We start from the raw sequence: 18791 nt of genomic DNA on the forward strand, positions 1-18791 counted from the left end.
CGGGCGACCAGCCGGTGGCCCGCCGCAGACGAGACTTCAAGGAGCGTGAGGAAAGTGTTCGGACGCCGCCGTCGCGAGGAGTCCCCGGCCCCGGCCGAGGGGTTCGCGCGGACCGAGGAGCCCAAGGGGACCGCGGAGGGACCGGCCAGGGAGTCCGGGCCGTGGGACGCCGCCGACGCCTACCCCGAGCGGGAGCGGGTCGATCTCGGTGGCCTGCGGCTGCCGATCGACCAGGGGTTCGAGGTGCAGCTCAACCTCGCCGGAGAGCAGATCGTCGGCGCGGTCATCCTGGCCGAGGAGAGTGCCCTGCAGGTGCATGCCTTCGCCGCGCCCAAGCGCAACGGCATCTGGGACGAGGTACGGGCCGAGCTGGCCGCGGGCGTGAAGACCGCGGGCGGGACGGCCGAGGAGAAGGACGGTCCGTTCGGCGTCGAGCTGGACGCGCGGGTCCCCGCGGAAGGGGTCGCCCAGCCGGTCCGCTACATCGGGGTCGACGGCCCCCGCTGGTTCCTGCGGGCGGTCCTCAGCGGCCGCGCCGCGACGGACGCCGAGGTGGCCGCGACGCTGGAGGACGTGATCCGTGACATCGTCGTCGTCCGCGGGGACGAGCCGATGGTGCCGAAGGAACCGATCGAGCTGCAACTGCCCCCGGAGGCCCGCCAGGCCATGGAGCAGCAGGCCGGGGCCCCGAACGGCCGGGACCTCCGGCCGTTCGAACGGGGGCCCGAGATCGCCGAACTCCGTTGAACCACCGGATCGCGTACGCTGTTGCGACACGTATCTGAAGGAGAAAGTCGTGGGTTCTCAGGAACCGCATAAACAGCGCGGATTTCGGAGCTTCTTCCGGCGGCTGACCACGAGTCAGGAGGAGCTGGAGGCCGACGAACTCCAGCAGGACCTCGACCGCCACGGCGCCACCCCCATCGTCTCCTGCGCCGGGCGCCGCAGGTTCTGCGTGACCGGTACACTACGTACGGTTACATTACGTCCCCGCGGGGGCGCCCCCGCGCTGGAGGCGGAGCTCTACGACGGTTCCGACGTGGTCGAGCTGATCTGGCTCGGCCGCCGGAAGATCGCCGGGATCGAGCCGGGCCGCATGGTCCTGGCCGAGGGGCTCGTCAGCGTGCAGGACGGCCGCAAGGTGATGTTCAACCCGCGCTACGAGCTGCGTCCCGCGGGCGGTGCGTGACCCATCGACGAGCACGGAGCGTGAACGACAAGATGACCACCCCCGAGCCCTCCGCCGGGACGTCGAAGCCGGGGCCGGCGGCGTCCACCGAGACCGCCGCGCACGACACCGTCGAGGCGGCGATCCGCGTCCAGCTCGCCAAGGCGTTCGGCGGGGTGCGGGGCGTCGTCGAGGCGGCCGTGCCCACGATCTTCTTCACCCTGGCCTGGATCACCACCTCCGACCTGCGGCAGTCGCTGACCGTCAGCATCGCGGCGGCGGTGGTGCTGCTCGTGGTACGCCTGGCGCAGCGCTCGACGCCGCAGTTCGTCCTCAACAGCCTCGTCGGCATCGGGATCGGCGCGTTCTTCGCCTCCCGCACCGGTGAGGCCCGCGACGTCTACCTCCCCGGCATCCTGTACAACGCGGGATACGCCGTGGCGATGCTGCTGTCCATCGTCACCCGGTGGCCCGTGGTGGGCTTCCTGATCGGGTCGGTCACCGGCGACCCGACCGGATGGCGCGCCGACCCGGCGGTGGTGCGGCTCTGCTCCAGGCTCACCTGGCTGCTGCTGGTCCCGTGCGTGATCCGGGTGGCGGTGCAGCTGCCGGTCTACCTCATCGGCGGCAACGACGCCGTGGCCGAGCTGGGAATCCTCAAGATCGTCATGGGCTGGCCGCTGCAGATCGCGGGTCTGGCCGCGATGGTGTGGCTGCTGACGAGGGGCAGGACCCCGGTCCGTACGTAGCTCATTGCGACAGTGTTCATGGCGACGCTGCGCGTCGCGGCTCGGGGGCTGGTAACCGGTGTCTTCCCTCGTCGCTCCGTCGCTTCGCTCCTGCGCTCCTCAGTCCAGACACCGGCGCCCCCGAGCGGGTCCAGACACCGGCGCCCCTGTGCTCAGGCGACACTGCGTGTCGCGGCTCGGGGGCTCTTATCCGGTGTCTTCCCTCGTCGTTCGCTCGCTGCGCTCGCTCTCTCCTCAGTCCAGACACCGGCGCCCCCGAGCGGGCTCCCTCCCGCGGCTCAGCCTGTTGTGCGGGGGGACAGGAGTCGGGCCAGCTCCTCCTCGACCTCCTGGTTGGCCACGAACATCAGCTCGTCGCCCGCCTCCAGCGGATCGTCCTCGCTGGGCACCAGCACCCGGCCCTCGCGCAGGATCGCCACCAGCGCGGTGTCGGTGGGCCACGGCACCGACCCGGCCCGGTGGCCGACGACCGGCGCGTCCTCGGGCAGCGTGAGCTCGACCAGGTTGGCCTGGCCCTGGCGGAAGGTCATCAGCCGGACCAGGTCGCCCACGCTCACCGCCTCCTCCACCAGCGCGCTCAGCAGCCGCGGGGTCGAGACGGCGACGTCCACCCCCCACGACTCGTTGAACAGCCACTCGTTCTTGGGGTGGTTGATCCGGGCGACCACGCGGGGCACGCCGTACTCGGTCTTGGCCAGCAGGGAGACGACGAGGTTGACCTTGTCGTCGCCGCTGGCGGCGACGACCACGTGGCAGTCGGCCAGGCCCGCCTCGTCCAGCGAGGAGATCTCGCAGGCGTCGGCGAGCAGCCACTCCGCCCGCGGCACCGTGTCGATCTTGATGGCCCTGGGGTCGATGTCGACCAGCAGGACCTCGTGGCCGTTCTCCAGGAGCTCGGCGGCGATGGACCGGCCGACGGCGCCGGCGCCTGCGATGGTGACGCGCATCAGTGCCTCTCCTCCGGAGCCCCGGACAGCACCTTGTTGATGCGGTCCATGTCGTTCCCCGCCGCCATGACGTGCAGGATGTCGCCCTCCTGCAGCACGGTGTCGTTCTTGGGCAGCAGGGTCTCGCCCATCCGGTTGACGAAGGCCGTACGGGTGCCCGCCTCCGCCTCCAGGTCCCTGGTCCTGGTGCCGATCCAGCCCGGGTGATAAGCCACCTCGGCGAGCACGACGGTCCCGGTGGGGTCGCGCCACAGCGGTTCGGCGCCCTCGGGCAGCACCCGCCGCAGGATCTGGTCGGCGGTCCAGCGGACCGTGGCCACGGTGGGGATGCCGAGCCGCTGGTAGACCTCGGCGCGCCGGGAGTCGTAGATCCGGGCCACCACGTTGTCCACGCCGAACGTCTCGCGGGCGACCCGGGCAGAGATGATGTTGGAGTTGTCGCCGCTGCTCACCGCCACGTAGGCGCCGGCCGACTCGATCCCGGCCTCCTCCAGCACGTCGCGGTCGAAGCCGATGCCGGTGACCCGGCGGCCCCGGAACCCCGCCCGCAGGCGGCGGAACGCCTGGGGGTCCCGGTCGATGATGGCGACCGAGTGGCCGCTGTCCTCCAGGATGTGCGCCAGCGTGGATCCGACACGCCCACACCCCATGATCACGATATGCATGCTCCCCCGCCGGTCGTTTGAGGCGGATCTTGCTCCGAATGTACTCAGCCAGTATGACCCGGAGGGGGAGTGCCGTGTCGGCGGGGTTTGGCAGCGGCTAGCATCGGCAGACGTGTCAAAGGTGACGGACCTCGTCAAGCGCCTTTTCATCGGGCGCGCGCTGCGCAGTACGCAGCTGCATGAGCAATTGCTCCCCAAGCGTATCGCGCTGCCGGTTTTCGCCAGTGACGCCCTCTCCTCGGTCGCCTACGCGCCCCAGGAGATCCTCGTCATCCTGTCGATCGCCGGCGTCTCCTTCTACGGGTTCGCCCCCTGGGTCGCCGCCGCGGTGGTCGTGGTGATGCTGACGGTCGTCGCCTCCTACCGGCAGAACGTGCACGCCTACCCCAGCGGCGGCGGCGACTACGAGGTGGCCACCGTCAACCTCGGGCAGAACGCCGGCCTCACCGTGGCCAGCGCGCTCATGGTCGACTACATCCTCACCGTCGCGGTGTCGGTGGCCAACGGTGTCGACTACGTGGGCGCGACGATCCCCTACGTCGCCGAGCACAAGCCGCAGATCGCGATCCTCATCGTCGTGCTGCTGACGATCGTCAACCTCCGCGGCATCCGCGAGTCCGGGGCGGCCTTCGCCGTTCCCACCTACACCTTCATGTTCGCCGTCATCGGCCTGGTCTTCTGGGGCGGCTTCCGGCTGCTGGTCCTCGGCGACGAGCTGCGCGCGCCCACGGCCGGCTACCAGATCGTCGGCGAGCAGTCGAACCTCGCGGGCCTGGCGGCGGTGTTCCTGATCCTGCGGGCGTTCTCCTCCGGCTGCGCCGCCCTCACCGGCGTGGAGGCGATCAGCAACGGCGTGCCCGCCTTCCGCAAGCCCAAGAGCAAGAACGCCGCGACCACGCTGCTGATGATGGGCCTGATCGCGATCACCATGTTCGTCGGCATCATCACGCTCGGTCTGGCCTCCGGCGTCAAGCTCGCCGACCCCGCCACCGCCGCGACCAGCGTGCTCATCGACGGCCGGCCCGCCGGGCCCGGCTACAACCAGCCGCCGATCATCGCCCAGGTCGCCGAGGCGGTGTTCGGCAACGGGTCGGTGTTCTTCGTCGTCATCGCCGCCGTCACCGCGCTGATCCTGTTCCTGGCGGCCAACACCGCCTTCAACGGCTTCCCGGTGCTCGGCGCTATCCTGGCCCAGGACCGCTTCCTGCCCCGCCAGCTGCACAACCGGGGCGACCGGCTCGCCTTCTCCAACGGCATCGTCATCCTGGCGGCCGGGGCGTGCCTGCTGCTGTGGGGGTTCCAGGCCGACGTCAGCCGCCTGCTCAACCTCTACATCGTCGGCGTCTTCGTCTCCTTCACCCTCAGCCAGACCGGCATGGTGCGGCACTGGACCCGCCACCTCCGGACCGAGGAGGACCCGTCGGCGCGCGCCCGGATGCGCCGCTCCCGGGTGATCAATTTCTTCGGCGGCATCATGACCGGCCTGGTGCTGGTGGTGGTGCTGCTGACCAAGTTCACCCACGGCGCCTGGATCGTCTGCGTGACCATGCCCGTGCTGTTCCTGATGATGAAGGCCATCCGCCGCCACTACGACAACGTCTCCCAGGAGCTGGCCGTCGCCGAGGGCACACAGGTGGACGAGTCGATGCTGCCGGCGCGCAACCACGCCGTCGTCCTGGTCTCCAAGATCCACAAGCCGACCCTGCGGGCCCTCTCCTACGCCCGCGCCACCCGGCCCTCGACCCTGGAGGCCGTGACCGTGGGCGTGGACGGCGAGGACGCCAGGGCGCTGCAGGAGGAGTGGGAGCGGCGGGGCATCGCCGTACCGCTGAAGACCCTCGACTCGCCCTACCGCGAGATCACCCGGCCGATCCTGGAGTACGTCAAGTCGCTGCGCCGCCGCTCGCCGCGTGACGTGGTGACCGTCTACATCCCCGAGTACGTGGTCGGTCACTGGTGGGAGCACCTGCTGCACAACCAGAGCGCGCTGCGGCTCAAGGGCCGCCTGCTGTTCCAGCCCGGCGTGATGGTCACCAGCGTGCCCTGGCAGCTGCACTCCGCCGACCGCCTCAAGGTCCGCCGCGCCCAGCGGGCCGCCGCCATGGCCGTCCGCCGTCCCTGGCCGGGGGATGTGCCGCAGGGAATGGATCGCGGCCCGGACGTCAAGGCATAACCTTTCGTATGCGTCGTATGCGCTCCGGACCGCGGGGAGGCTCGACAAGGATTCTTTGGGGGCTTACGGACCATGGCGATCGAACTGACGGTGGGGCCCGTCGCGCACGGTGGCTGGTGCGTCGCCCGCCATGACGGCCGGGTGGTCTTCGTCCGCCACGCCCTGCCCGGCGAGCGCGTCATGGCCGAGGTGACCGAGGAGACCACCCGGTTCCTGCGCGCCGACGCGGTGGAGATCCTCCAGCCGTCGCCCGACCGGGTGACCCCGCCGTGCCCCTTCGCCGGGCCCGGCCTCTGCGGCGGCTGCGACTGGCAGCACGCCTCCCTCGATGCCCAGCGCCTCCTCAAGACCGAGGTCGTCGCCGAGCAGCTGCGCCGCCTGGCCGGGATCGAGTGGAAAGGCGTCGTCGAGGAGGTCCCCGGCGCCCCGGACGGGCTCGGCTGGCGCACCCGCGTGCAGTTCGCCGTCGACCGCGACGGCGTCCCGGGCCTGCGCCGCCACCGCTCCCACGACGTCCAGCCGGTGGACCTCTGCCTGATCGCCCACCCCGAGGTGGAGAACGTCGGCGTCGAGGTGATGAACTGGCGCAACGCCGCCGCGGTGGAGGTCATCGCCTCCGGCACCGGCGACCAGGCCGTGGTGATCACCCCTCGGCCGCGCCGTACGGTGGCCGTGCCCGACCTCGACCGGAGCGTCGCCGTCCTCGTCGACGAGGGCAAGGGCCGCACCCGCGCGGTCCACGGCCGCGGCCACGTCGTCGAACGGGTCGGCGACCGGGACTTCCAGGTCACCGGTAGCGGATTCTGGCAGATCCACCCCGGCGCCGCCGCCGCGCTGCGGGACGCGGTCATGGAGTTCGCCGCCCCGCGGCCGGGGGAGTCGGCCCTGGACCTCTACTGCGGGGTCGGCCTCTTCGCCGCCGCGCTCGCCGAGGCGGTCGGCGAGGAGGGCGCCGTGTTCGGCGTCGAGTCCGACGCCGCCGCCGTGCGCGACGCTCAGCGCAACCTCCGCGACCTGTCCCAGGCCCGGTTCGCCCGAGGCCGTGTGGAGGACGCCCTCGACCGGTTCGGCATCGAGAGCGCCGACGTCGTCGTCGTCGACCCGCCCCGGGCCGGCCTCGGCCGCGACGTCGTCCGGCGTGTGGCGGGCCTCGACGCGAGTCGCGTCGTCTACGTCTCCTGCGACCCGGCCACCCTCGCCCGCGACCTCGCCTGGTTCGCCGACCACCACTACACCCTCGCGGACCTGCGCGCCTTCGACGCCTTCCCGATGACCCACCACGTGGAGTGCGTCGCCATCCTCAAACCCGCCGGAAAGCGCGGCTGAGCGAGGTCTCCGGCCGCCCGACGGATGGCGGCGACCTCCGCCTTCACTCGCCCGACGGTCATGCCGTGCGTACGCGGGTGAAGACCGGTTGTGACTCAGCGGTTCGGGAAGACGAGAGGGCGGGTGGTGGCGGGCTTGTCCGTCTTGCATACGGCGCCGTCGGCGGGGTGGGCGCCGTTGATGAGGGCGGCGTCGACCGCGCTGTTGACACACGAGTTGGCGCCGTAGGAGCCGTGTCCGACTCCTTCGCGCGTGAGCAGGACCGCGGAGTCCAGAGTCCGGGTCATGTTCTCGGCCCAATGGTGGGGGGTGACGGGGTCCAGCCGGCCCGCGACCACCAGTGCCGGCGGCGTACCGGTGCCTGTGAGCGGCCTGGTGACGCGGTCCTTGTTCGGCGCGGGCCACCGAGCGCAGTTCAGGGCGGAGTAGGCGGCCCGGGTCCCGATCCGCTTCGCCTCGGTGACGGCCTTGGCGGCCGCGGCCTTGTGGGCGGCGACGCCGGCCGGGGTCCGCCAGTCGGCGCAGCGTACCGCGGTGTGGGCTTCGAACATCTCGGTGGGGACAGGGAAGGGGGATACCGTGACGGCGCTCCACAGGGTGTACAGGGGTGCGCCGTTGCCGTCCTGCGCGGCCAGCAGCGCCGAGGTCAGCAACGGCCAGGTGTGCTGGTCGCCGGCCAGGGCTCGGGTGGCCTCAAGAGCCATGGCGCCGTCGAGTTCACCGCCCGGGGTGGCGCCCCTGACGGGTGCGATCTTCAGCGGCTTCGCTTCCAGTCTGCCGATCAGTGTGTCGAACGCCGCCTGCGGGTCTCCCGCTCCGAACGGGCACACCGCGGTCCCTTCGGTGCGGCAGGTCTCGAACCAGGCGTTGAGCGTCCGTTCGCTCGCCACGGCGACCTCATTGAGGAAGGTGAGGGAGTCGCCGAACCACAGGTTGGTGTCGATGGGTGCGTCGAGCACCATCTGGCGGACGCGGTGAGGGAACAGGGTGGCGTACATCGGGCCGACCACGGTGCCGTAGGACAAGCCGTAATACGTGATCTCGCGCTCGCCGAGCGCGGAGCGAACCCGGTCGATGTCGCGGGCCACGTTGTCGCTGGACATGCCTGCCAGGAATTTCTTGCTCTGGTGTCTGGCGCAGCCGCCGGTGAACGCGGCGGCATCGGTCAGCAGCCGCGGCAGGGGTCTGCCCCCGGGGACGGCCGGGTCGAAGGCGGTTCCGGCGGCGTCGGCTCGCTGCTTGTCGGTCAGGCAGCGAACGGCCTGCGATCCGCCGACGCCGCGCGGGTCCATCGCGATGATGTCGAATCTGGCGAGCACCGCGGGTGAGAAGGCGCCGGGAGTGCCGGCTGTTCTGGGTAGATTACGCAGCGTTTCGGTGGCGGGGACCCCGGGCCCGCCCGGGTTGAAGAACAGGCTGCCGATGCGGTGGCCGGGATCGGTGGCCCGGTGCCGCATGACCGCGAGCGGGATCTGCGCGCCATGAGGCTCGGTGTATTCCTGCGGCACCTTGATCGTGGCGCATTCGAGGTTCTTCCCGCACGTGCTCCATGTGAGCCGGTCCGGGGACGGGACGACGGAGGCCGGTGCGCCCGCTGCGGACGTGCTGCGCGGCCCCGAGGCGCCAGACGAGCACCCGGTCAGGACCATGAGGGTTGCGGCGAACGCCGCCCCATACCAGGCGGCGGGCCTTGGCCTCGACCGAATCATGATGATCTTCCTTTCGCCGTGCTCGTGTCATTCCATGCGGCCGGGCCATGCCGGCCGCGCAAGGGGCCGGCCGGAGAGGGCCGACGTGGTCGTGCCTTCCTCGCTTCGGGGGGTCAGTGGCCGGCCGTGTCGAGCAGAGACTTCGGGGGGTCAGTGACCGGCCGCGTCGAGCAGGGAGGAGTACCGCAGGCGGAGCGCGCGCTCCATGCTCGCCAGGACGGCCCCGCCCCCCAGAACGAGGTTCAGCCAGATCGGCAGGTGTATCGGTGATTCGAACGTTCCGACCCGTTGCATGACGGGAGGAATGTGAGAGAGGGGTTCAGCGAGCTGTAACAGGTTCAGGCCCACACCGATGAGGAGCAGCAAAACCGATCCGATGCCGATCGCCCGGCTCAGTCCCGGATGGCGGGCGCCGAAGCGCGCCCGCCGCCCCTCCGCCGAGGCCGGGTCGGGCGTGAGCTGACGCGGCTGTCCGCCCGAGGGGCGGTAGTGGCAGCGCCTTATGCCGTAGTTGCTCATCGCCACCTCGATGACGCCCCCGTCGACAGGGAAGACCGCGGGCAGTTTCGACTCGGCCACGTGCCTGCCGTCCAGGAACAGATGCGCCCGGACCTTGCTGTCGTCCAACCGCGCCCAGTGCCGTACGTCGACGGCGTGCAGGCGGGCGTGCCCGCCGGCGCCGGGGAGTCGTAGCCAGAACAGGGAGCGCAGGGGGAGTTGCCACCAGCGGAACGGCTGCAGTTCCCTGCCGTCTCCCGGCTTGAGGCGCTTCGATGCCGCCCACTGCTTCCACATCATGCTCCGCCCCTCCTGCGCGCATCGGCCGCAACGGCACTAGTACAGCGTGTTGGTGAAGACGCTAGCACACTGTACTAGTACGGCGTGCTAGTAGGCTGAGGGGGCTGGAAGAAGCGAAGGAGCGCGGGGCATGGAAACACGCGAGAAGATCCTCCGGGCCGCTGCAGAGATGATCGCCGAGGATGTGGCGGCGAAGCTGAGCGTGCGAGCGGTCGCCGCGCGTGCGGGGGTGAGCACCGGCTCGCTGAGGTTCCACTTCCCCACCCAGCGCGCCCTGCAGGACAGCCTGCTCGCGCGGATCTACGAAGACCTGCTGCCCGACGACCCGATCCGGGACCGGACACTGCCGCCCCGCGAACGGCTTCTGAACTGCCTGCGGCAGGTCCTCGCACCGCTCGGCACCAACGAGGACGCGCGAGCCGCATGGGGCGCGATGTATCGAGCCTTCATCGAACCCACGCCGACCGAACCGGTACGCGCCGCATACCTCGGCCATGAGCGGGCGGCGGAGCGCCGGGTCGAACACTGGCTGCAGGTGCTCGCCGAGGAAGGCGCACTGCCCCCGGGAGACCACACCCGCAACGTCAGGTTCCTTCTCACCGTCCTCAACGGGCTCTCGGTCGAACGCGCCCTGCCCACCCGCGAATCCGTCCTCATCGCCGAGACCGAGACCCTCAACGCCGCCGTCGACCACGTCCTCTCCACCGGCCCCGCACCGTCCGCCGGGCAGACTCGGCCGTGAACCGAACCGACCACCCCTCTGCACCGGCTCCCCCCGCCAGGTAGGGGCGCGAGAACACGGTGAGACGTGCACTCCCTTGTGGATCGCCCTCCTCGGCGAGGCCGAGGCCACCGCCGCCCGTCGCCGCTTCCCGGAGAACGGCGGGTGAATTTCTTCGCCGCGCCGGATTGGCGCGGGCCCTCAGGGTCAGAGGCGGTGCATGGACGCCAATACCGTGCTCCTCGCCGTCGTCGTCGCCACGGCGCTGTCATTCGACTTCACCAACGGGTTCCACGACACCGCCAACGCCATGGCGACCTCGATCGCCACCGGCGCGCTGCCGCCCAAAGCGGCGGTGGCGTTGTCCGCCGTCCTCAACTTCGTCGGCGCCTTCCTGTCGCTGAAGGTCGCCGCCACGATCGCCACCGGTATCGTCGAGAGCGGTGCCATCACCCTCACCGTGGTCTTCGCCGGGCTGGTCGGCGGGTTCGCCTGGAACCTCCTGACCTGGTACTACGGCATCCCCTCCAGTTCCTCGCACGCCCTGATCGGTGGCGTGGTCGGTGCCACCCTGATCGCGGCCGGCACCTCGGCGATCAAGGTTGCCGAGGTCGTGTCGAAGGTGCTCGTCCCCGCGGTGCTCGCCCCGCTGACCGCGATCCTGGTGGCCACCGTCGGCACCTGCCTGGTGTACAGGCTGACCCGCAACGTGCCGGAAGAGCTGCGCGGACGTTGGTACCGGTACGGCCAGATCGGCCCGGCCTCCCTGGTCTCCCTCGCGCACGGCACCAACGACGCGCAGAAGACCATGGGCGTCATCACCCTGGCGATGATCGCCAACGGCACCCTCGCCGTGAACGCGGCCACACCGTTCTGGGTCGTCGCGGCGTGCGCCGTCGCGATCGCCCTCGGCACCTATCTCGGCGGCTGGCGGGTCATCCGTACCCTCGGCAAGGGCCTGACCGAGATCGAGACACCGCAGGGGTTCGCGGCCGAGGGCTCCTCGGCCGCCGTCATCTTCGTCTCCTCCCACTTCGGTTTCCCCCTGTCGACCACGCATGTGTGCACCGGCTCGGTCATCGGCTCCGGACTGGGCAAACGGCTGGCCGAGGTCCGCTGGGGTCTCGCGGGCACGATGCTCGCCGCCTGGCTGGTCACCCTGCCCGCCGCGGCCGTGGTCGGCGCGCTGTCGTGGTTCGCGGCCACGCGGATCGGTGGAGCCACCGGCGTGGCGGTCGTCTTCGCCGTCGCGTTGCTGCTGGGCGGCGCGCTCTACGCCGCCTCGCGGCGCCGCCCGGTGCACGCCGGCAACGTCAACGACGACTGGCGGGGCGGCATCACCCCCGCCCGCACCCCGGAGACCGTGTCGTGAACGACTATTTCGGCCTGGACACCCTGTGGAAGGTCGTCGTGTTCGCCCTGGTGGCGGGCGCGGGGCTGGTGTCGGTCTTCTCGCTCGCCCTGGTGGGCCTGGCCACCGGACGTCCGGCCGGGCGGGCAGGCGCCGCTCTGTGCTTCCTGCTGGTGGCCGGGGGCGTCGTCCTGGGTCTGTACGTGATGCTGAGGAAGTGAGCCTCACCTCGCCCGGTCGGGGCCGCCGGCCAGGAGGCGGGCGCCGCCGGGGCCGGGGGCGGGCTCCCGGACCGACAGCCAGGCCAGGCCGTTGCGGACGGTGAAGCCGGTCAGCGTGCGGGTCTCGGCGGCGGTGAGCCCCCGCGGGCCGGTCAGGACCGGCGACAGGGCGATCCGGTCCCAGGAGGTCGGACGGCCGAGGGCCCGCGCGACCTGCGGCTGGGCCGCCCGGACCGCCGCGGCGACCGCGCCCAGACGGGCGCGCCCGGTGGGGGCGCGGTCGAGCGGGACCAGGAGGTCGACGGCGCCGATCTCCACCCCGGCCAGCCGGGTGGACCTGAGCATCGCCCGGTCACCCGGGGCCAGACCCGCCACGGTGGCCTCCAGCGCGAAGCCCACCGTGAGGGGACGGCCGCGCGCGGCCGCCTCGCGCTGGAGGACCGCGATCGCCCGGGCGCGGCGCAGCACGGTCTCCGGGCCGTCCGGGCCGTTCAAGCCGGAAGAGCCGGACGGCTCGAAGGCGGCGTAGGAGGCCCCGAGCGCGCCGACCGCCCGGCGGTAGGCGGCGGCGAGCCGGCCCGGGTCGGCGCAGGCGGCGGCCGGCTCGCGACCCGCGGGACCGCCGAAGACGACGCCCACCTCGCCGCCGGCCGCGCGCAGCGGGCCGAGGCGGGCGGCGATCCCGCCGGCCCGCCCGGGAAGGCCCGCCCACCCGGTGGCGCAGCCGTCGCCGGCGGCCACCAGGTGACCGAGGACGACCCACCGGGCGCGCTCACGCCCGGTCATGCCGTACGGGGCGAGGGACGGGCCGCGGGCGACGTCGGCGAAGGGCACGAAGCCGGACGGACGGCCGGTCGACGGCTCCGTCCGGGCCGCTCCGGGTCCCGGGCGCGGGGGAGAGTCCGGCCCGGACGAGGCGGGGGAGGGCGGGCCGGAGGGGACCGGGCGGGACGAGGCCCCGCCGCGGGCCGGGCCGTCCGGGCCGGGACCGCCCGCCCAGGGCCGGTTCACCGGCCCGGACGGCAGCAGCCACACCGCGACGCCGGTCCCGGCCAGGAGCGCGGCCGACGCCAGCGCGGTCAGCGGCCGGGGCAGGGTGCCCGGCCCGACCGGCCCGCCGGGGCCACGGCCGGCGGAGCGGTCTGTCGTGACCGGCATGGGGTCCCCCTCCTCGATGCCGCCCGATGGTCGCTCTGCGCACCGGGTCCGCCACCCGGTGCTTTCAAAGCTCGAACGCTAGCAAGGACCCGCCGCGCGGGGCGGACTTTCTGCGGATGCCGTCCGGTGTGCCCGGATAATGGGGGACATGAAGTTGAGGATCTTCACTGAACCGCAGCAGGGCGCCACCTACGAGGAACTGCTGACGGTCGCGCGGACGGCGGAGCGGCTCGGGTTCGACGCCTTCTTCCGGTCGGACCACTATCTGCGGATCACCGAGGGCGACCACGGGCCGGGCTCCAGCGACGCCTGGGTGATGCTCGCCGGCCTGGCCCGGGACACCTCCACGATCCGGCTCGGCACCCTGGTCAGCCCCGCCACCTTCCGGCTGCCCGGCCCGCTGGCGATCAGCGTCGCCCAGGTGGACCAGATGAGCGGCGGCCGGGTCGAGCTGGGGCTGGGGACGGGCTGGTTCGACGCCGAGCACACCGCCTACGGCATCCCGTTCCCGCCGGTCGGCGAGCGGTTCGGCCGGTTCGAGGAGCAGCTGGAGATCATCACCGGGCTGTGGTCCACGCCCCCCGGCGAGACCTTCTCCTTCGAGGGCGCCCACTACCGGCTGGCCGACTCCCCGGCCCTGCCCAAGCCGGCGCAGCGCCCGGGGCCGCCGATCATCATCGGCGGGTTCGGCGCCACGCGGACCCCGCGGCTCGCCGCGCGGTTCGCCGACGAGTACAACCTGCCGTTCCACGATCTCGATGACACCGAGCTGGCGTTCGACCGGGTCAGGAAGGCGTGCGAGGCCGCCGGCCGGGAGTCGATCGTGTTGTCGGCCGCGCAGACCGTGGCGGTCGGGGCCGACGAGGCCGAGGTCGCGCGGCGGGCACGGGCAGCCGGGCACGACCTCGCCGCACTGCGCGCCAACGGACTGGCGGGCACCCCCTCCGAGGTGATCGAGAAGATCGGCAGGTTCGCCGAGCTGGGCGCCGAGCACCTCTATCTGCAGGTCATGGACCTGTCGGACCTGGACCACCTGGAGCTCATCGCCGCCGAGGTGCTCCCGCGGGTCTGACCGCCTCGTCTCCCGCCTGCCCGGCCCCCGCACGGCCGCCGCACCTTTCGCCGAGCCCCGTACCTTTCGCCCCGCCCCGCCCCGCCCCGGACGGCCCCGCGCGGCCGCCGTGCGGGGCCGGCCGCCCGGGGCCGGGGCCGGTTAATCCATGGTCCGGATCGCCGGGTATGAGGCAGACTGTCGCGGGTGCTGATCACGATCTCCACCACCGCCCGGCCCGCGACGGACCTCGGGTTCCTGCTGCACAAGCACCCCGGCCGGGTCCAGGAGTTCGGCCAGTCGTACGGCGTGGCCCGCGTCTTCTACCCGGAGGCGGACGAGGAGCGCTGCACGGCCGCGCTCATGCTGGACGTCGACCCGGTCCGCCTGGTCCGCTCGCGCGGCCGGTCCACGCCCGACTACGCCCTGGGTCAGTACGTCAACGACCGGCCCTACGCGGCGTCGTCGCTGCTGGCCGTGGCCCTGGGGGACGTGTTCCGCACCGCCCGCGCCGGACGCTGTGCCGCCCGCCCCGAGCTGGCCGCCCGGCCGCTCCCGCTGGAGATCACGCTGCCCGCCCTGCCCTGCCGGGGCGGGGCGGAGGCGGCCCGCCGGTTCTTCGAGCCGCTCGGCTGGACGGTCGAGGCGCGCGCCGTGCCGCTGGACGAGCGGTTCCCCCGGTGGGGCGACTCCCGCTACGTCCGGCTGACGCTACGCGGCGAGCTGCGCCTGGCCGACGCCCTCAACCAGCTCTACGTGCTGCTGCCGGTGCTGGACGACTCGAAGCACTACTGGGTCGCCTCCGACGAGGTCGACAAGCTCATCCGGGCGGGGGAGTCCTGGCTGGCGGCCCACCCTGACCGGAACCTGATCACCCGCCGCTACCTGGGCCGCCGCCGGTCGCTGGAGCGGGCGGCCTTCGCCCGCCTGGCCGAGCTGGGCGACGACGTGGCGGAGGAGCTGGAGCCGCCCGTCGAAGAGGACCCCGGTGACCTCGGCGACCCCGTCGACCTCGCGGAGCCCATCGGCTCCGACGCCGGGACCGCCCCTGTCTCCGCACCCGGAGCGGACCTGGGCGTGCCCGCCGTACGCGACGGGGCCGGCGTGCCGGAGACGTCCGGCGCGTCCGGGGAGGAGACCGTACCGGACGCGTCGTCCCGGCGCCCGCTGAACGTCCTGCGCCGGGAGGCGGTGATCGGCGTGCTGGAGGAGCTGGGCGCCCGTACGGTCATCGACCTGGGCTGCGGATCGGGGCAGCTCGTCGGCGCGCTGCTGGAGCGGCCCGCCTTCACCAGGGTCGCCGGTACGGACGTCTCGACGCAGGCCCTGACCGTCGCCGCCAGGCGGCTCCGGCTCGACCGGATGCCGGAGCGGCGCAGGGAGCGGCTGGAGCTGTTCCAGGGGGCGCTGACCTACACCGACGACCGGTTCGCCGGATACGACGCGGCGGTGCTCATGGAGGTCGTCGAGCACGTGGACCCGTCCCGTCTGGACGCGCTGGAGCACGTGGTCTTCGGCGCGGCCCGTCCCCGGCACGTGATCGTGACGACGCCGAACGCCGAGTACAACGTCCGCTACGAGTTCCTCGACGGCATGCGCCACCCCGACCACCGCTTCGAGTGGACCCGTGACGAGTTCCGGGCGTGGGCGCTGGCGGTGGGCGAGCGCAACGGCTACCGGGCGGGGTTCCGGCCGGTCGGTGAGGACGACCCCGAGGTGGGTCCGCCCACCCAGCTGGCGGTGCTCACCCGGGTGGACGGGGCCGCGGAGGGAGACGGGGCGGCGCACGCGGAGGGAACGGCGCCGGCGGATCCGGCGGGCCCGCCGGAACGGGCGGACGAGACGGCGCGGGAAGGGGAGTGACCGGGATGGCCGAGTCCACAGAGAGCACAGAGAGCACCGAGGTCACCGAGGTCACCGAGGCCATCATGGTCTCCGAGCCCACCGTGGCCGCGGAGACCACCGGGACGCCCGGGACGCCCGGGACCACGGAGACCACCGAGAACACCCGGATCACCGGGAGCGCCGTAGGCACCGAGATCTCCGTGCCGGAGATGTCGCTGGTCGTGCTCGTCGGGATCTCCGGCAGCGGCAAGTCGACCTTCGCCCGCCGCCGGTTCGCACCCACCCAGGTCGTCTCCTCCGACTTCTGCCGCGGCCTGGTGTCCGACGACGAGAACGACCAGGGCGCCAGCGCCGACGCCTTCGACCTGCTGCACCACATCGTCGGCACCCGCCTGCGGCGCGGTCTGCTGACGGTCGTGGACGCCACGAACGTCCAGCGGGAGGCGCGCGGGAGTCTCATCGCGCTCGCCAAGGCCCACGACGTGCTCGCCGACGCGATCGTCCTGGACGTGCCGGAGGCGGTCGCCGCCGGGCGCAACGAGACCAGGCCCGACCGGGACTTCGGGTCCCACGTGATCAGGCGGCAGGCCAAGGACCTGCGCCGGTCGCTGCGGGGTCTCTCCCGCGAGGGGTTCCGCCGGGTCCACGTGCTGCGCGGGGCCGAGGAGATCGAGGCCGCCAGGATCGTCACCGAGCGGGCGTGGACCGACCGGCGGGAGCTGACCGGCCCGTTCGACCTCATCGGCGACGTGCACGGCTGCCGCGCCGAGCTGGAGGCGCTGCTGCGCGACCTCGGCTGGGAGATCCGTCCCGACGGCGCCGGGGCGACCCACCCCGAGGGGCGGACGGCGGTCTTCCTCGGCGACCTGGTCGACCGCGGGCCGGACACGCCGGGCGTGCTCCGGCTGGTCATGGGCATGGTCGCCGCCGGGACGGCCCTGTGCGTGTCGGGCAACCACGAGCAGAAGCTCGCCCGTGCCCTCGACGGCCGCAAGGTCAGGGTCGCCCACGGCCTCGCGGAGTCGCTGGAGCAGCTCGCGGCCGAGCCGGAGGAGTTCCGCGCCGCCGCGCTGGACTTCATGAAGGGGCTGATCAGCCACTACCGGCTCGACGGCGGCCGGCTCGTCGTCGCGCACGCCGGGCTGAAGGAGGCCTACCACGGCCGCGCCTCGGGACGGGTGCGCTCCTTCGCGCTGTACGGAGACACCACCGGCGAGACCGACGAGTACGGCCTGCCCGTGCGCTACCCGTGGGCGCGGGAGTACCGGGGCCGGGCCATGGTCGTCTACGGCCACACCCCCGTCCCCGAGGCCGAGTGGGTCAACAACACGATCTGCCTGGACACAGGGGTCGTGTTCGGCGGCCGGCTCACCGCGCTGCGCTACCCCGAGAAGGAACTCGTCTCGGTGCCGGCCGGGAGGACGTGGTACGAGCCGGTCCGGCCGCTGGCCGCCCCCGGCCACCGCGACGCCGGCCACCGCGACCGGGGCGCGCTCGCCGCCGCCGACGTCCGGGGCCCCATGCACGTCGAGGTGCGCCACGGCGGAGGCCGTATCAAGGTCCGGGAGGAGAACGCCGCCGCGGCGCTGGAGATCATGAGCCGGTTCGCGGTCGATCCGCGCTGGCTGGTCTACCTGCCGCCGACGATGGCGCCGCCGGAGACCTCCTCCCTGGACGGCTGCCTGGAGCACCCGGCGGAGGCGTTCGCGGAGTTCGCCGCGGCCGGGGTCACCCGCGTCGTCTGCCAGGAGAAGCACATGGGGTCGCGGGCGGTCGCCGTGCTCGCCAGGAACGCCGAGGTGGCCGCGGCGCGGTTCGGGGTCTCCGACGGGAGCGCCGGGGTCGTGCACACCCGCACCGGCCGGTCCTTCTTCAAGGACACCGCCGGGCTGGTGGACCGGCTCCGGCGGGCGTGCGAGCCGCTCATGGACGAGCTGGGCACCGACTGGCTGGTGCTCGACGCGGAGCTGCTGCCCTGGTCGGCGAAGGCCGAGGGGCTGATCCGCGGTCAGTACGCGTCGGTGGGTGCCGCGGCACGCGCGGCGCTGCCCGAGGCGGTCGCCGCGCTGGAGGCGGCGGCCGGGCGCGGGTTGGATGTGGGCGATCTGTTGGACCGCACCCGTCGCCGCCTGGATAACGCTGCCCGATTCCGGGACGCCTATGCGCGATACTGCTGGGAAGTGGACGGACTGGACGGCCTGCGGCTGGCGCCGTTCCAGATCCTGGCCTGCGAGGGCCGCGTCACCGCCCTGGAGCCGCACACCTGGCACCTGGAGACGCTCTCGCGGCTCACCGACCCGCTGATCGCGCCCACCCGGCACGTGTTCGCCGACCTCGCCTCGGACTCCTCCCGGGAGGCGGCCACCGCCTGGTGGTCGGAGCTGACCGCCGCGGGCGGCGAGGGCATGGTGGTCAAGCCGCTGGACGCCCCGGAGGGGAGCCGGACGCAGCCCGGGATCAAGGTGCGCGGCCGGGAGTACCTGCGGATCGTCTACGGCCCCGACTACACCGAGAGCCTCGCGGAACTGCGTCACCGCTTCCTGGGCCGCAAGCGCTCGCTGGCCCTGCGCGAGTACGCCCTGGGGCTGGAGGCGCTCTCCCGGCTGGCCGAGGGCGAGCCGCTGTGGCGGGTCCACGAGCCGGTCTTCGCGGTCCTGGCGCTGGAGTCGGAGCCGGTGGACCCGCGCCTGTAGGTCCGGCCGCGGGCGCCCCGGGGCGGGGGGGGGGGGCCCCGGGGGGGGGGGGGGGGGGGGGGGGGGGGGGGGCCCCGGGGGCGGGGGGGGGGGCGGCCCCCCCCCGCGCGCCCGCCCCCCCCCCCCCCGGACCCGTGCCCGAGGGTTCCGCGGGAGGCGTGCCCGCGGGTTTCGGGGAGGACGGTGATCCCCGGGTAAAGACCGGGGCAGGAGCGG

At 72.9% G+C, this 18791-nt stretch carries 16 protein-coding genes; 11 read left to right on the forward strand and 5 right to left on the reverse strand.

The window, feature by feature from the left end; translation table 11 throughout:
* Positions 1-45 precede the first annotated feature (45 nt).
* Genes ACFYSC_RS12555 through ACFYSC_RS12565 form a run of 3 tightly spaced genes read left to right on the forward strand, consistent with a single transcriptional unit; the run spans position 46 to position 1917 of the window.
* Entirely contained in the window at positions 46-747 is a 702-nt protein-coding gene (locus ACFYSC_RS12555) for a DUF3710 domain-containing protein (RefSeq protein ID WP_389960411.1), read from the forward strand.
* Between the two features lie 49 nt (positions 748-796).
* Positions 797-1189 carry an OB-fold nucleic acid binding domain-containing protein gene (locus tag ACFYSC_RS12560; RefSeq protein WP_389960413.1) on the forward strand — a complete coding sequence of 131 codons (393 nt, stop codon included), beginning with the start codon at positions 797-799 and terminating at the stop codon, positions 1187-1189.
* A 32-nt stretch (positions 1190-1221) separates the two neighbouring features.
* Positions 1222-1917 (forward strand): DUF3159 domain-containing protein, encoded by a 696-nt coding sequence (locus tag ACFYSC_RS12565; RefSeq protein ID WP_389961123.1) that lies wholly within the window; start codon positions 1222-1224, stop codon positions 1915-1917.
* 278 nt (positions 1918-2195) lie between these two features.
* On the opposite strand, the gene ACFYSC_RS12570 is transcribed toward ACFYSC_RS12565, so the two are convergent.
* Both ACFYSC_RS12570 and ACFYSC_RS12575 read right to left on the reverse strand, forming a co-directional pair.
* Positions 2196-2864 carry a potassium channel family protein gene (locus ACFYSC_RS12570; RefSeq protein WP_389960415.1) on the reverse strand — a complete coding sequence of 223 codons (669 nt, stop codon included), beginning with the start codon at positions 2862-2864 and terminating at the stop codon, positions 2196-2198.
* Positions 2864-3529, reverse strand: a complete 666-nt coding sequence (locus tag ACFYSC_RS12575) for a TrkA family potassium uptake protein (protein ID WP_362946835.1) — start codon at positions 3527-3529, stop codon at positions 2864-2866. Before ACFYSC_RS12575 ends, ACFYSC_RS12570 begins: the two co-directional genes overlap by 1 nt.
* Positions 3530-3641: 112 nt before the next feature.
* Here ACFYSC_RS12575 and ACFYSC_RS12580 point away from each other — a divergent pair, with 112 nt between their 5' ends.
* Positions 3642-5702, forward strand: coding sequence for an APC family permease (locus tag ACFYSC_RS12580; RefSeq protein ID WP_389960418.1), 2061 nt, complete (start codon positions 3642-3644; stop codon positions 5700-5702).
* Positions 5703-5774: 72 nt separating this feature from the next.
* Complete coding sequence (locus tag ACFYSC_RS12585; protein ID WP_389960420.1) at positions 5775-7028, forward strand: class I SAM-dependent RNA methyltransferase; 1254 nt, start codon at positions 5775-5777, stop codon at positions 7026-7028.
* Between the two features lie 95 nt (positions 7029-7123).
* Here ACFYSC_RS12585 and ACFYSC_RS12590 read toward each other — a convergent pair whose 3' ends face one another.
* Positions 7124-8536: an alpha/beta hydrolase gene (locus ACFYSC_RS12590; protein ID WP_389960422.1), complete on the reverse strand. Its 1413-nt coding sequence runs from the start codon at positions 8534-8536 to the stop codon at positions 7124-7126.
* A gap of 351 nt (positions 8537-8887) precedes the next feature.
* Entirely contained in the window at positions 8888-9535 is a 648-nt protein-coding gene (locus ACFYSC_RS12595) for a hypothetical protein (RefSeq protein ID WP_389960424.1), read from the reverse strand.
* Positions 9536-9665: 130 nt separating this feature from the next.
* On the opposite strand from ACFYSC_RS12595, the gene ACFYSC_RS12600 reads away from it, so the two are divergent.
* The 3 genes from ACFYSC_RS12600 to ACFYSC_RS12610 all read left to right on the forward strand — a co-directional run bounded on the left by ACFYSC_RS12600 (position 9666) and on the right by ACFYSC_RS12610 (position 11828).
* Positions 9666-10277: a TetR/AcrR family transcriptional regulator gene (locus ACFYSC_RS12600; protein WP_389960426.1), complete on the forward strand. Its 612-nt coding sequence runs from the start codon at positions 9666-9668 to the stop codon at positions 10275-10277.
* A gap of 199 nt (positions 10278-10476) precedes the next feature.
* Positions 10477-11628, forward strand: a complete 1152-nt coding sequence (locus ACFYSC_RS12605) for an anion permease (protein WP_389960428.1) — start codon at positions 10477-10479, stop codon at positions 11626-11628.
* Positions 11625-11828, forward strand: a complete 204-nt coding sequence (locus tag ACFYSC_RS12610) for a hypothetical protein (RefSeq protein WP_389960430.1) — start codon at positions 11625-11627, stop codon at positions 11826-11828. The genes ACFYSC_RS12605 and ACFYSC_RS12610 overlap by 4 nt, the downstream gene beginning before the upstream one ends.
* A 3-nt stretch (positions 11829-11831) precedes the next feature.
* Here the strand turns inward: ACFYSC_RS12610 and ACFYSC_RS12615 are convergent, their stop codons facing one another.
* Positions 11832-12986: a hypothetical protein gene (locus tag ACFYSC_RS12615; RefSeq protein ID WP_389960432.1), complete on the reverse strand. Its 1155-nt coding sequence runs from the start codon at positions 12984-12986 to the stop codon at positions 11832-11834.
* Positions 12987-13134: 148 nt separating this feature from the next.
* On the opposite strand from ACFYSC_RS12615, the gene ACFYSC_RS12620 reads away from it, so the two are divergent.
* The 3 genes from ACFYSC_RS12620 (at position 13135) to ACFYSC_RS12630 (ending at position 18575) form a co-directional block, all read left to right on the forward strand.
* The gene (locus tag ACFYSC_RS12620; protein ID WP_389960434.1) at positions 13135-14058 is read left to right on the forward strand and encodes an LLM class F420-dependent oxidoreductase; all 924 of its coding nucleotides are present in this window, start codon (positions 13135-13137) and stop codon (positions 14056-14058) included.
* Between the two features lie 186 nt (positions 14059-14244).
* Positions 14245-15900 (forward strand): 3' terminal RNA ribose 2'-O-methyltransferase Hen1, encoded by a 1656-nt coding sequence (locus ACFYSC_RS12625; RefSeq protein ID WP_389960436.1) that lies wholly within the window; start codon positions 14245-14247, stop codon positions 15898-15900.
* 5 nt (positions 15901-15905) lie between these two features.
* Positions 15906-18575 (forward strand): polynucleotide kinase-phosphatase, encoded by a 2670-nt coding sequence (locus ACFYSC_RS12630; protein WP_389960438.1) that lies wholly within the window; start codon positions 15906-15908, stop codon positions 18573-18575.
* Positions 18576-18791: the final 216 nt, after the last annotated feature.

The organism is Streptosporangium sp. NPDC004379, from assembly GCF_042873875.1.
In the GTDB taxonomy this organism is placed as follows: Bacteria; Actinomycetota; Actinomycetes; order Streptosporangiales; family Streptosporangiaceae; genus Streptosporangium.

Bases quoted from the DNA above. Each gene is read 5' to 3' on its own strand.
- ACFYSC_RS12575 (WP_362946835.1), bottom strand. From the start codon at position 3,529: ATGCATATCGTGATCATGGGGTGTGGGCGTGTCGGATCCACGCTGGCG.
- ACFYSC_RS12600 (WP_389960426.1), top strand. From the start codon at position 9,666: ATGGAAACACGCGAGAAGATCCTCCGGGCCGCTGCAGAGATGATCGCC.
- ACFYSC_RS12620 (WP_389960434.1), top strand. From the start codon at position 13,135: ATGAAGTTGAGGATCTTCACTGAACCGCAGCAGGGCGCCACCTACGAG.
- ACFYSC_RS12605 (WP_389960428.1), top strand. From the start codon at position 10,477: ATGGACGCCAATACCGTGCTCCTCGCCGTCGTCGTCGCCACGGCGCTG.
- ACFYSC_RS12570 (WP_389960415.1), bottom strand. From the start codon at position 2,864: ATGCGCGTCACCATCGCAGGCGCCGGCGCCGTCGGCCGGTCCATCGCC.
- ACFYSC_RS12630 (WP_389960438.1), top strand. From the start codon at position 15,906: ATGGCCGAGTCCACAGAGAGCACAGAGAGCACCGAGGTCACCGAGGTC.
- ACFYSC_RS12615 (WP_389960432.1), bottom strand. From the start codon at position 12,986: ATGCCGGTCACGACAGACCGCTCCGCCGGCCGTGGCCCCGGCGGGCCG.
- ACFYSC_RS12565 (WP_389961123.1), top strand. From the start codon at position 1,222: ATGACCACCCCCGAGCCCTCCGCCGGGACGTCGAAGCCGGGGCCGGCG.
- ACFYSC_RS12595 (WP_389960424.1), bottom strand. From the start codon at position 9,535: ATGATGTGGAAGCAGTGGGCGGCATCGAAGCGCCTCAAGCCGGGAGAC.
- ACFYSC_RS12585 (WP_389960420.1), top strand. From the start codon at position 5,775: ATGGCGATCGAACTGACGGTGGGGCCCGTCGCGCACGGTGGCTGGTGC.